Source organism: Actinosynnema sp. CA-299493, from assembly GCF_050946825.1.
In the GTDB taxonomy this organism is placed as follows: Bacteria; Actinomycetota; Actinomycetes; order Mycobacteriales; family Pseudonocardiaceae; genus Actinosynnema.
Map to the genome: position 1 here is coordinate 4,994,858 of NZ_CP191993.1, position 11,888 is coordinate 5,006,745.

An 11,888-nucleotide genomic window follows, 5' to 3' on the forward strand; every position below is an offset into this window, starting at 1 on the left:
AACTTGGTGAAGCGGGCGTTCAACCTGCTCACCGCGTGGCCTCGTGGGTGGAAGAACGGGAACCGCAGGGCGTGGGCCTGGTGGCACCCCGGCTTCGGGGTCGGGGGCGGACGTCGAGCGGGGAGCGCTCGAATCAGCCCTTGAGCGCCCCCTGCATGATTCCGCCGACGATCTGCCGGCCGAACAGGAGGAACACCGCGAGCACCGGCACGGTGCCGATGGTCGCCGCGGTGAGCACGAGGGTGTAGTCGGTCGTGTAGCCGCTGGCCAGGGTGGACAGGGCGGTCTGCACGGTGGGGTTCTCGGGGGTCAGCACGACCAGCGGCCAGAAGAAGTCGTTCCACGCCTGCATGAACGTGAACAGGCCGAGGACGGCGGCGGCCGGGCGGGCGGCGGGCAGCACCACGTGCCAGTACAGGCGCAGGGAGCTGCACCCGTCCATCCGGCCGGCTTCGAGCAGCTCGTCGGGCACGGCGCGTTCGAAGTACTGGCGCATGAAGAACACGCCGAACGCGGTGACCAGGCCGGGCACGATGACCGCGTGGATCTCCCCCGCCCAGCCGAAGTCGCTCATCATCATGTACAGCGGGATGACGCCGAGCTCGGTGGGCACGGCCTGGGTGGCGACGACGAGCAGCATGAGCGCCGACCGGCCGCGGAACTTCAGCTTGGCGAAGGCGAAGCCCGCCAGGGTGGAGAAGAACACCACCGACACGGTGATGGTCCCCGACACGATCAGCGAGTTCATCATCGCCAGCGCGAAGTCCGACTGGTCGAACACCCGCGCGATGTTGGCGAACAGGTGGCCGCCCGGCACCAGGACCGGCGGCACGCTGTCGACCTTGTCCGGTGTCTGCGACGACACGACGAGCGACCAGTACACCGGGAACGCCGACCCGGCGAGCACCGCGATCAACGCCGCGTAGGTCCACGGTCCGGGCATCCGCAACGCGCGGCGCCGCCGGGACGGCGCGGGCGAGGCCGGAGCCGGCCGTTCGAGCGTGGTGGTCATGTCCAGCCCTTCAGTCGGTCCGGATGCGGCGCGCGGCCAGGTAGCTCAACCCGGTGATGAGGACCGTCGCGATGACCAGCAGCCAGGCGATGGCCGACGCGTAGCCGAAGTCGAACTTCGAGAAGCCCTGCTCGTAGAGGTAGAGCGCGGCGGTCTGGAACTGGCGGTCCGAGCCGCCGGTCGCCGCGCCCGCGCCGGGGTTGAACAGCAGCGGCTCGGCCAGCAGCCGCATGTTGCCCGCGGTGGCGATCACCGTGGAGAAGATGATCTGCGGGCGCAGCATCGGCACGGTGATCCGCCAGAACTGCTGCCACGCGGACGCGCCGTCCAGCCGGGCCGCCTCGTACACGCTGGTCGGGATGGCCTGCATGGACGCCAGGAAGATCAGCGCGTGGTAGCCGGTCCAGCGCCACACCACCATCGCGGCGATGGCGGTGTGGGAGCTGCCGGTGCCGGCCTGCCAGTCGATCCGGCCGGCGCCGAACAGCTCCAACCCCCAGTTGATCAGCCCGAAGTCGCGGCCGAACAGCTGCGCGAAGATGATCGTGACCGCCGCCACCGAGGTGATGTTCGGCAGCAGCACGCCCATCCGGAAGAACGTCCGGCCGCGCAGCCGCCGGTTGAGCAGCTGCGCGATGCCGAGCGCCAGCAGGATCTGCGGGACGGTGGTGAGCAGCCACAGGCTCAGCGTGTTGCCCATCGCGTTCCAGAAGTACGGGTCCGCGGTGAGCAGTTGGACGTAGTTGTCCACGCCGATGAACGTGGCCGCGTCGCCGTCGAGCAGGTTGCGGTCCTGCAGCGACACCCACGCGGTGTAGAGCAGGGGGAACAGGCCGAACACCGCGAACAGCAGGAAGTACGGCGCGATGTAGGCGTACGGCGCGTACCGGATGTCCCACCGGTGGCGGCGTTCGCGCCAGTCCGTCTTCATCAGTCCTCAAGCCTCTTGACGTCGCCCACGAACTGGTTCCACGACTCGTCCGGGCTCTGCTTGCCCTGCTCGACGCGCTGCATGGCGTTGCCCAACTCGGTCTGCACGTCACCGGCCTTCGGGCCCTGGTACTGCGGCTTCAGCGCGCGGGCGGCGTCGGTGAAGACCTTGCCGACGGGAGCGTCGTTGAAGAACGGGTCCTGCTTCTTGGCCACCGACTCCTCGCTGTACAGCTTGGGCGTGGAGGGCAGCAGGCCGGCGCTGGCGAAGACCTTGGCCTGCTGCTCGGGCGCGGTCAGCCAGGCGGCGAGGGCGACGGCCTTGTCGACGTTCTTGCCCTGCTTGGGCACGGTCAGATAGGAGCCGCCCCAGTTGCCGCCGCCGCCGGGCACGGCCGCGAGGTCCCACTTGCCCGCGGTGTCGGGCGCCTGGTCCTTGATCTTGGCCATCATCCAGGCCGGGCAGGCGAGGGTGGCGAACTGGCCCTGCTTGAAGCCGGTGTTCCACTGGGGGGTGCTGTGCAGCAGCCCGGCGGACAGGCCGTCGGCGACGCCCTGCGCGACGAGGTTCCAGCCCTTCTTGATCTCGGCGTTGTCACCCACGACGATCTTGTCGCTCTTGTCGTAGTAGCCGGTCGGGGCCTGGCCCACGATCGCGTTGAGCACGGTGGGGCCGCCGTCGAAGAACTTCGCGCCGGCCGGGGCGTTCGCGGTGAACTGCTTGCCGGTCGCCATGAACTGCTCCCAGGTGGGCCACAGCGCGGAGACCTGGTCGCGGTCGGAGGGCAGGCCGGCGGCCTCGAACAGGTCGCGGCGGTAGCAGATGGCCAGGCCGCCGATGTCGGTGCCGTAGCCGATCTGCTTGCCGTCCTTGGACAGCGAGCCCTCCCACTTCCAGTCCAGCCAGCGGTCCTTGACGTCGGACTTCAGCTCGACGAACTGGCCGGGGTTGGCCTTGAACTGGTTGACGTAGCCGACGTCGACGGCCTCGATGTCCGCGGCGCCGTTGTTCGTGGCGAGGTGGGCGGCGAGGTTCTTGTGGTGGTCGGAGTAGGAGGCGGTGCGGTCGGTGATGTCGACGTCCGGGTGCGCCTTCTCGTACTCCTCGAACAGCTGCTGGTAGCCGAAGTTGCCGAACAGCCCGATGGTGATCCTGGTCTTGCCGTCGCTCGCGCCGCCGCTGCAGGCGGTGGCGACCAGGGCGGCGGCCAGCAGGCCGGCGCCGACCAGGGTCGGAGTTCGTTTCATGACGCGGCTCTCCCTCTCCATCACTAAGCGGGCCGATTTCGGGCACGCCGGACCCGCGCAGGGTCCATCCGGGGGTTTCCGGCGAATTCGACCGGGGGTCCGCGCCCGGCCGGTGTGGTGTACATGACAGCCCCGGGCCGCGACACCGTCAAGTAACGAAGCGATAACCTGCCTGTTTCCCAGCTTCGACGTTTCCGCAGGTGGTACCGTGTCCACCCTGGTCAGAAGGCACGGTCGGAGCGACTGAAACCGGTTACAAAGAAAGGGCGGGAGATGCCCACGATCCGTGAGATCGCCCAGCTGTGCGGGGTGTCGGTGGCGACGGTTTCGCGCGTTTTCAACCAGCCGCTGACGGTCAGCAAGGAAAAGCGCGAAGTGGTGGAGCGGGTCGCCCGCGAGCTCGACTACCGGCCCAACGAGTCGGCCCGCGCGCTGGCCACCAAGCGGTCCGGGCTGATCGGCCTGGTGTGGGACACCGACCACCGCCGGCCGGGCTGGCGGCACCCGTACCTGCAGGAGCTGCTGATCGGGTTGAAGTCGGCGCTGAGCGCGCACGGCTACCACCTGCTGATGCTCGCCACCAGCGGGTCGGCGGCGCTGCGGGCGGTCGGCGCGTCGCTGGCGGACCCGGTGGCGTACGTGAACATGACCCGGCGGCACCACCTCGGCGGGCTGGTGCTCATCGACAGCGGGTCGGACGCCTCGGCGTTCACCGCGTTCGCCCAGTCCGGGTTGCCGTGCGTGGCGGTGGACGTGGACGTCGACGGGCCGCGGGCGACCTACGTGACGTCGGACAACGTCGGCGGCGCGGCGATGGCGGTGCGGCACCTGGTCGGCGCGGGGCACCGCCGGATCGCCACGATCACCGGGCCGCGCGCCAACCGCCCGGCGGTGGACCGGCTGGACGGCTTCCGCGCGGCCATGGCCGAGGAGGGGCTGGCGGTGCCGCCGGAGTACGTGGTGGAGGGCGACTTCTACCGGCCGAGCGGCCAGGCGGCGATGCGGTCGCTGATCGCGTTGCCCGAGCCGCCGACGGCGGTGTTCTGCGCGAGCGACGAGATGGCGGTCGGCGCGTTGCTGGCGGCGCGGCACGCGGGGCTGCGGGTGCCGGAGGAGCTGGCGGTGGTGGGGTTCGACGACATCGAGCTGGCCGCCCTGGTCGACCCGCCGTTGACCACGTTGGCGCAGGACAAGGCCGGGATCGGGGTGGCCGCCGCGCGGGCCGTGCTGACCATGGTGCACGGCGGCGAGAAGCCGGCGCCCGCGTTCCTGCCGACCAAGCTGGTGGTGCGCTCCTCCAGCCGGTGAGCCGCCCTGGTCAGCAGGTCCGCGGCGGGGCGCTGTCCGGCGGGCCGAACTCCAGGCGGAGCGAGTCGGTGCGGGGCACGACGAACGCGGTGCCGGACGACGTCCGCCACGTCGCGGGCACGAACACGTACTGCCCGCCGGAGTGCAGGAGCAGCTTCAGGCCGTCGTAGCGGTACTTGTACGCACCGTCCGGCAGCCCGCACGCGACTTGGCGCACGCCCTCGCCGGTCAGGCCCAGGCCCTTCCCGCTGTAGACGACCACGCCGGGCATGTCCGGTATCCGGGCCTCGACCTCGAACCCGCGCCGCGTGCCGACCGCGGCCGAGTAGTCGCCAACGGCCCAGAACAGGCCGATGCTGACCAGCAGGAACGCGGCCACCGACTCCGCGACGCCGAACCCCGCACCCTTGCGGCCACGTCCCCCGGTGACGCTCCACCGCCGCCAGGCGAACGCCAGCAGGACGATGCCGACCGCGAACCCCAGGCCCGGCAGACCGGGGTGGGCGCGGGACGACTCGGGGCGGACGGTGATCGGCACGGTCACCGCGAGCAGCGCGAGGCCGAGCACCGCGGCGACCGGCGCGCAGACCCGCAGGACCGCCGCCCACCTCCGCGTGGACAGCCGCGAGCGCAGGTAGCGGGTCAGGAAGGTGACGGCCAGGACGGCGATCGCGGTGCCCGCCAGCGGCATGAACAGGCCGTCCGCGCCGCGCGCCAGGATCTCGTCGGAGGTCTGGCCGAGCAGCGTGTAGTGCACCCGGAAGTGGGCGAAGAACACCTGCGTGGCGACCAGGCCGAAGAAGTACAGCAGCGCGGTGAGCAGGGTCGTGTTGGCGACCACCGAGGCCAGGACCCGCAACGCCCTCGCCGGCCCGGTCCGCGGCTCGCCGGGGTCGGGCGCGGCCGACCGGCGCGGGCCGGCGGTGCTCATCCCCCGCTACCCGTCCTGGCGGTGGTCGGTCCGGCCGGTTCCTCGGGTCCCGGCTCCTCGGGCCCCGGCTCCTCCGGCGCGGGTTCCTCCGACGTGGACTCTTCCGGGACAGGTTCGTCCCGCTCGGGCTGGTCGCACTCGGTCCCGACGAACAGCGTGATGGTGTCGCCGGGGTACACGGTTCCGGGAGAGGCCGACCTGAAGCACTTCCCGTCGTCCTGCACCGAGAACACGAACTCGATCCCGCACAGGTCCGCCCGGCAGTGCGGCGGCAGTTCCGCCGCCAACCGCTCCCCGATCACCCTCTTGACCCGTTCGGGGTGCAGGCCCTGCAGGTTGGTGACGTCGTAGGTGATCGGACTGCCCGGCACGCCGGGCTGGTCGGTCTGGCGCGGTGGAACCGGGGGCGCCGGTCGCGTCCCCGGTTCCTGCGCGGGTTCCCCGACCGCTTCACCGGATGCGTGACCCGGCGCCACCGATTCCGCGGACCCGGTCGAGTCCGCCCGCGGCGAGGTCCGCTCTTCCGGCACGTCGCCACAACCGATCACCACCGCGCACGCCACGATCGTGGACAGTCCTCCGGTCAGCCACCTCATCGGGCCTCACCACCCCTGTGCTCCTTGTGGGTTCACTCATTAGGAGATTCGGGGCAGCGCCTGAATACACCGGGTGTGCTATCAGGGGCGGAAGACCGCGCGCACGCAGTCGTCCTCCTTGTCCTTGAACAGCTGGTAACCGCGCGCGCCTTCCTCCAACGGCAGGACGTGCGTCGCCAGGTGGGTGGTCGTCAGGTCGCCCGAGGCCATCCGGTCGAGCAGCATCGGGATGTAGCGCTGCCCGTGCTGCTGCGCGCCGCGCAGGGTGAGGCCCTTGTTCATCACGGCGCCGAGCGGGAACTTGTCGACCACGCCGCTGAACACGCCGAGCACGAAGACCGTGCCGCCCTTGCGGCAGTTGTGGATCGCCTCGCGCACCGCGATCGGACGGTCGGTCTCCAGCTTCAGCTTGCTCTTGACCTGGTCGTAGGCGTGCTGCGGGCCGTAGCTGTGGGCCTCGCAACCCACCGCCTCGATGCACACGTCCGGGCCGCGACCGCCGGTCATCTCGCGCAACGCGGCGCCGACGTCGACGTGCTGGTAGTTCAGGGTCTCCAAGCCGAACACGTTCTCCGCCTGGCGCAGCCGGTAGTCGAAGCGGTCGACCACGACGACCCGCTCCGCGCCGAGCAGCTGGGCCGAGCGGGCGGCCATCTGCCCGACCGCGCCGCTGCCCCACACCGCCACGACGTCACCCGGTCGCACGCCGCCGAGATCCGCGCCCATCCACCCGGTGGGCGCGGAGTCGGAGGCGAACACCGCGCTCAGGTCGTCCACGCCTTCGGGGATCGGGATGGCGTTGTAGTCGGCGAACGGCACGCGCACGTACTCGGCGTGGCTGCCCTTGAAGCCGCCCATCGCGTGCGAGTAGCCGAAGATCCCGCCCGGGTCGGCGCCCCACAGCGCCTGCGTGATCCCGGGGTTGGTGTTGGTGTTGTCGCACAGCGACCACAGGTCGTTGCGGCAGTAGTAGCACTGCCCGCAGCCGATGAACGAGGCCACGACCACCCGGTCGCCGGGCTTGTGGCGGGTGACGTCGGGGCCGACCTCGACCACCTCGCCCATGAACTCGTGCCCGATCACGTCACCGGCCTGCATGAACGGGATGTGGCCGGTGAGCAGGTGCAGGTCCGAGCCGCACGCGGTGCTCAGCCGCACCTTGAGGATGAGGTCGCCGTCGTTGAGGATCTTCGGGTCGGGCACGTCCTGCACCCGCACGTCGTTGACGCCCTCCCAGCACAACGCCCTCACAGCCGCCCCTCCCCCGCCGACTTGCCGATCACCGCGCGCAGCACCTTCCCCGCCGGGCCGGGGTGGGTGGTGGACGGTGTGTCCGGCCGGATCACCGTGCCGGTCTCGATCAGCGACTTCGTCTTCCGCAACGCCACGCGCAGGTCCTCTCTCGACACGTCGTCGTCCTTGGGCACGGCCAGCACCTCGGTCCCCCGGTCGCCGGGAGCCGGGCGGAAGCGCACGTCGACGCGCCCGCGCAGCTCACCCATGGGCCCGGGCAGCTCCTCCAGCCCCGCCACGGCGTCCAACGGCCGGTCGACGGTCACCGCGAGCCAGTGGTCGGACCGGCCGCGGTGGAGTTCGCGCCGACGGGCCGTCATCCGTCGGCCGACGGCCACCGCCGCGCCAACACCCGTGGCGGCGACGGCTTTCATGGCTCCGTTCATCGCTTCACCTCTCCTCGGAAGCCAGCGGGTACCCGTGACGCGGCGGGTCATCCCGGCAATGCGAGAACAGCTCACCGCGGGTACGCCACCAGCAGGGCCGCGCCGGTCGCCGCCAGCAACGCGCACGTGGCCAGGACGTGCGGGCTCGCCCGCTGCCACGCGGCGATGCGGCGGGCTGCGCGGGCCCCTCGCGGCTCGGCCGCCGACCACCGGCAGGCCAGCGCGAACACCCCGAGGCCCAGCAGCCACACCAGTCCCGTCCACAGCAGGAGCGTGCCGAGGGCGCCGCCGCTCACGGCCGACCGCCCAGCAGCGGCCCGACCAGGCGGCGGATCTCCGGTGACGGTTCCAAGCCCAGCTCGGCCCTCAGCCGCACGCGGTAACTGGTGTACTGCCGCACGGCCTGCGCCGGGTTGCCGTCGGCCAGGTGCAGCTCCACGAGCGTGCGGTGCGCGCTCTCCCGCAACGGGTCGGTCTGCACTGCCGCCAGCGCGGCCTGGTGCGCCCGGTACCGGTCCCCCGTCGACCGGAACCGCGCGCTCAACGTTTCCAGGGCGCGCAGCCTCGCCTGGTGCCACCAGTCCCGTTCGGCGAGCAGCCAGGACTGGTCCCAGCCCGGCAGGAGATCGGCCTTGAGCACGACGACGGCCCTCGGATCGGGCACGTGGTCGGGCGCGGCGACCGTCGCGGCGAGTCGGCACGCGCGGTGGAAGTCGACCTCGACCTGCGGCACGAGCCGCAGCACGTCGTCCGAGGACTCCACGAGGGGCCCGGCCGGGACGGCCAGTCTCCACAGCGTGGACCGCAGGCTCGCTGCCGCCCGGCGCGCCGTCGTGTCCGGCCACAACGACGCGGCCACGACGGTGCGGCTGACCGGCGCGTCCCGCAGCGCGAGCAGGGCCAGCAGCTTCCGCGCGACGGGTATGACGTGCACCTCCGCGTGGCCGCACGCCAGTGCGAAGCCGTCGAGCAGGCGGATGGTCGGCGTGGGCACGGGTCGTGCGTGGGTCACTGACATCGGCTACTACCCATCGGCTTCATGGCATCCAGGTCGCACGGGTGCCCGGGAATCCGCCCGGCACACCACCGGTCGCGTGTTTTTCCACCTCCCGACCAGCGGTGGTGACGGGACGGTGACACCGCTGTGCCGCGACCGCGGCGCCGCGGTCATGCGCGGTCCCTAACGTCGGGGTCCTCAGCCGACCGAGGAGGCGCGATGTTCCTGCACACCAGCAAGCTGCAGTTCGAAGCGAAGCCCGCGCAGCCGGACGCGCTGTTCGCCCGCAAGCTCCAAGAGCTCATCGGCGGCGCGTACGGCGAGATGACCGTGACGATGCAGTACCTGTTCCAGGGCTGGAACTGCCGGATGGAGGGCAAGTACAAGGACCTGATCATGGACGTGGCCACCGAGGAGATCGGCCACGTCGAGATGCTCGCGACGATGGTGGCGAGGTTGTTGGAGGGCGCGCCGTCGGAGGTGACCGCGACCGCGGTGCAGGACCCGGTGATCGCGGCCGTGGTCGGCGGCATGGACGTGCAGCAGGCCATCGTGAGCGGCGGCGGCCCGACGTTGTCCGACAGCAACGGGGTGCCGTGGAACGGCCGGTACATCGTGGCCAGCGGCAACCTCATGGCCGACTTCCGGGCCAACGTCGCGGCCGAGGCCCAGGGCAGGCTGCAGACCGCGCGGCTGTACAACATGACCGACGACCCGGGCGTGCGCGACATGCTCAAGTTCAACCTCGCCCGCGACACCGCGCACCAGAACATGTGGCTGGCCGCCATCGAGGAGTTGCAGGAGGACGGGCTGGAGGGCCCGATCAGCCCGAGCGCCCTGTTCGAGGAGGAGCACCAGGAGCACGCGGGCACGATCTGGCACAACTCCGACGGCACGGCCGGGCCCGAGGGCCGCTGGGCGGCGGGGACCGCACCGGACGGCGCGCACGAGTTCTCCTACGTGATGGACCCGGAGCCGCTGGGCGGGAAGGCGTCCGCACCCAAGCCCGACCCGCTGCTGTACGCGACCAGCCCGGCCAACCTCGGTCTGATCGAGCAGGCGATCCGCAAGCTCACCTGATCACCCGGCGTGGCGGTCACCCGATCGGGTGACCGCCACAGGATCGTCGAAGGGGCGGTGGAATGGTCGGCATCTCGTTGAGCGCGCCGGTGGTGGCGCGACTGCGCTCGGCCGCGGTGGTGATGGGTCCGGCGTTCGTGGTCGCGGTCGCCTACGTCGACCCCGGCAACTTCGCGACGAACATGGCCGGCGGCGCGGCGCACGGCTACCTGCTGCTGTGGGTCATCGTCGGCGCGAGCGCGCTGGCGATGTTCATCCAGTACCAGTCGGCCAAGCTCGGCGTGGTCACGGGCCGCAACCTGCCGCAGCTGTGCCGGGAGCACTACTCCCGGCCGGTGACCGGCCTGCTGTGGGCGCAGGCCGAACTGGTGGCGATGGCGACCGACCTGGCCGAGTTCGTCGGCGCCGCGGTGGCGTTGAACCTGCTGTTCGGGGTGCCGCTGCTGCCCGCCGCGCTGATCACCGCCGTGGTGTCGGCCGGGGTGCTGGCGCTCGCGCCGCTGCGCAGGCGCCGGTTCGAGTCGGTGATCATCGGGCTGCTCGCGATCGTGCTCGGCGGGTTCCTCTACCAGGCGCTCCAGCTGGGGCCGCCGACCGGTGCGGCGGCCGGGCTGGTGCCGGGCTTCGCCGGGGTGGACAGCGTCCTGCTGGCCACGGGGATGCTGGGCGCGACGGTCATGCCGCACGTCATCTACCTGCACTCGGCGTTGACCCAGCACCACCACACCGAGGACCCCGCGGCACGGCGGCGGACGCTGCGGGCCAGTCGCGTCGACATCGTCGCGGCGCTGGGGGTCGCCGGGCTGGTCAACGTCAGCATGCTGGTGGTGGCGGCGGGGGCGTTCCACGGCGGCGGCACGCCCCGGGAGTCGCTGGAGGACATGCACACCGGGCTGGGCGACCTGCTCGGTCCCGGCGCCGCGCTGGCGTTCGCACTGGCGCTGCTGGCCTCCGGCCTGGCCGCCTCCAGCGTGGGCACCTACTCCGGCCAGGTCGTCATGGAGGGCTTCCTGCGCCGGCGCATCCCGTTGGCGTTGCGCAGGCTGCTGACCATGGCCCCGGCGCTGGCCGTGCTCGCGCTGGGCGTCGACCCGACCCGGGCGCTGGTGCTCAGCCAGGTGGTGCTGTCGTTCGGCATCCCGTTCGCCCTGGTCCCGCTGGTGCTGCTCGGTCGGCGACACGACGTCATGGGCAGCGCGGTGAACCGGCGGGCCGCCACGCTGTTCGGCGCGGCGGGCGCGGTTGTCATCTCGGCGCTGAACGTGTTCCTGCTGGTCCGCACCGTGTGGGGCTGAGCGGTCACCCCGGCAGGGTGAACGACCGGCCCCGCTCGACGCAGGCGACGGTGACCGGCGGGCTGCGGCGCTCGACCTCGGCGACGAAGTCCGACAGCGGGGACTTCATCACGCTGTAGTCGTCGAAGTGCACCGGCACGGCTTGCCGGGGGCGCAGCAGCTCCAACAGGTCGACGCCCTGCGCGCCGTCCATGGTGAGCAGCACGCCGAGCACCTTGGTGCCGCCCAGGTGCAGCACCGCGACGTCGATGGACGGGTAGCGCTCCCGGATCTCCCGCAGGTCGTCGTGCACCAGCGTGTCACCGGAGACGTACAGGCGCAGCGGCGGCGCGGCGGGGGTGGCCCGGTACTCCACCATGCTCCCCATCACCGGCGGCAGCAAGCGGGCCAGCCTGCCGCGGGCGTGACGACCGGGCAGCGCCGTCACGGTCACGCTCGCCCCGCCCTTGGTCAGGCTGAGGTCCTCCCACGTCGACAGCGCGACCGGGGCGCGGAATCCCCGCTTTCCCAGCCTGCGGGCCGCGTGCGGGGTGGTGAGGACCGGCAGGTCGCGGTCCAGCTCGCGGGCGGCGATCCGGTCGAAGTGGTCGCCGTGGAAGTGCGAGAGCACCACGGCGTCCAACGGCGGCAGCTCGCCGATCCCGATGGCCGGGTCCTTGAGCCGCCGGGCCAGGACTCCCTGCCCGATGTGCGTCCACTGACCCCGGTGCAGGAAGTTGGGGTCGGTGAGCAGCGTGAACGGTCCCAACCGCAGCACGGTGGTCGCGTTGCCGACGAAGAACAGCGAATTCTGCCCGGTCATGGCGGCGGGG

13 protein-coding genes are annotated in these 11,888 nt (G+C 71.5%); 3 read left to right on the top strand and 10 right to left on the bottom strand.

Going from position 1 to position 11,888, the window contains the following annotated elements; translation table 11 throughout:
• Positions 1 to 133: 133 nt before the first annotated feature.
• The 3 genes from ACQPYE_RS20685 to ACQPYE_RS20695 are packed head-to-tail and all read right to left on the bottom strand — an operon-like array spanning position 134 to position 3,190.
• Positions 134 to 1,012, bottom strand: a complete 879-nt coding sequence (locus ACQPYE_RS20685) for a carbohydrate ABC transporter permease (protein ID WP_498713548.1) — start codon at positions 1,010 to 1,012, stop codon at positions 134 to 136.
• 10 nt (positions 1,013 to 1,022) lie between these two features.
• Positions 1,023 to 1,943 carry a carbohydrate ABC transporter permease gene (locus ACQPYE_RS20690; protein ID WP_498713550.1) on the bottom strand — a complete coding sequence of 307 codons (921 nt, stop codon included), beginning with the start codon at positions 1,941 to 1,943 and terminating at the stop codon, positions 1,023 to 1,025.
• Positions 1,943 to 3,190, bottom strand: a complete 1,248-nt coding sequence (locus ACQPYE_RS20695) for an ABC transporter substrate-binding protein (protein ID WP_498713552.1) — start codon at positions 3,188 to 3,190, stop codon at positions 1,943 to 1,945. Before ACQPYE_RS20695 ends, ACQPYE_RS20690 begins: the two co-directional genes overlap by 1 nt.
• 273 nt (positions 3,191 to 3,463) lie before the next feature.
• Between ACQPYE_RS20695 and ACQPYE_RS20700 the strand changes: the two genes are divergently transcribed.
• Complete coding sequence (locus ACQPYE_RS20700) at positions 3,464 to 4,498, top strand: LacI family DNA-binding transcriptional regulator (protein ID WP_498713554.1); 1,035 nt, start codon at positions 3,464 to 3,466, stop codon at positions 4,496 to 4,498.
• 10 nt (positions 4,499 to 4,508) lie between these two features.
• Here the strand turns inward: ACQPYE_RS20700 and ACQPYE_RS20705 are convergent, their stop codons facing one another.
• The 6 genes from ACQPYE_RS20705 to ACQPYE_RS20730 all read right to left on the bottom strand — a co-directional run bounded on the left by ACQPYE_RS20705 (position 4,509) and on the right by ACQPYE_RS20730 (position 8,722).
• Positions 4,509 to 5,429, bottom strand: a complete 921-nt coding sequence (locus tag ACQPYE_RS20705) for a hypothetical protein (protein WP_498713555.1) — start codon at positions 5,427 to 5,429, stop codon at positions 4,509 to 4,511.
• On the bottom strand, positions 5,426 to 6,025 hold the full coding sequence (locus ACQPYE_RS20710; protein WP_498713557.1) for a hypothetical protein: 600 nt from the start codon (positions 6,023 to 6,025) through the stop codon (positions 5,426 to 5,428). Before ACQPYE_RS20710 ends, ACQPYE_RS20705 begins: the two co-directional genes overlap by 4 nt.
• Positions 6,026 to 6,106: 81 nt before the next feature.
• Entirely contained in the window at positions 6,107 to 7,276 is a 1,170-nt protein-coding gene (locus ACQPYE_RS20715) for a zinc-dependent alcohol dehydrogenase (RefSeq protein WP_498713559.1), read from the bottom strand.
• Positions 7,273 to 7,704 carry a hypothetical protein gene (locus ACQPYE_RS20720; RefSeq protein ID WP_498713561.1) on the bottom strand — a complete coding sequence of 144 codons (432 nt, stop codon included), beginning with the start codon at positions 7,702 to 7,704 and terminating at the stop codon, positions 7,273 to 7,275. Before ACQPYE_RS20720 ends, ACQPYE_RS20715 begins: the two co-directional genes overlap by 4 nt.
• A gap of 71 nt (positions 7,705 to 7,775) precedes the next feature.
• On the bottom strand, positions 7,776 to 8,000 hold the full coding sequence (locus tag ACQPYE_RS20725; protein WP_498713562.1) for a hypothetical protein: 225 nt from the start codon (positions 7,998 to 8,000) through the stop codon (positions 7,776 to 7,778).
• Positions 7,997 to 8,722 (bottom strand): AfsR/SARP family transcriptional regulator, encoded by a 726-nt coding sequence (locus ACQPYE_RS20730; protein ID WP_498713564.1) that lies wholly within the window; start codon positions 8,720 to 8,722, stop codon positions 7,997 to 7,999. Before ACQPYE_RS20730 ends, ACQPYE_RS20725 begins: the two co-directional genes overlap by 4 nt.
• 198 nt (positions 8,723 to 8,920) lie before the next feature.
• Between ACQPYE_RS20730 and ACQPYE_RS20735 the strand changes: the two genes are divergently transcribed.
• Both ACQPYE_RS20735 and ACQPYE_RS20740 read left to right on the top strand, forming a co-directional pair.
• Positions 8,921 to 9,781 (top strand): manganese catalase, encoded by an 861-nt coding sequence (locus tag ACQPYE_RS20735; protein ID WP_498713566.1) that lies wholly within the window; start codon positions 8,921 to 8,923, stop codon positions 9,779 to 9,781.
• Between the two features lie 62 nt (positions 9,782 to 9,843).
• Positions 9,844 to 11,076, top strand: a complete 1,233-nt coding sequence (locus ACQPYE_RS20740) for an Nramp family divalent metal transporter (RefSeq protein ID WP_498713568.1) — start codon at positions 9,844 to 9,846, stop codon at positions 11,074 to 11,076.
• A gap of 4 nt (positions 11,077 to 11,080) precedes the next feature.
• Here the strand turns inward: ACQPYE_RS20740 and ACQPYE_RS20745 are convergent, their stop codons facing one another.
• The gene (locus ACQPYE_RS20745; RefSeq protein ID WP_498713569.1) at positions 11,081 to 11,878 is read right to left on the bottom strand and encodes an MBL fold metallo-hydrolase; all 798 of its coding nucleotides are present in this window, start codon (positions 11,876 to 11,878) and stop codon (positions 11,081 to 11,083) included.
• Between the last annotated feature and the right edge of the window lie 10 nt (positions 11,879 to 11,888).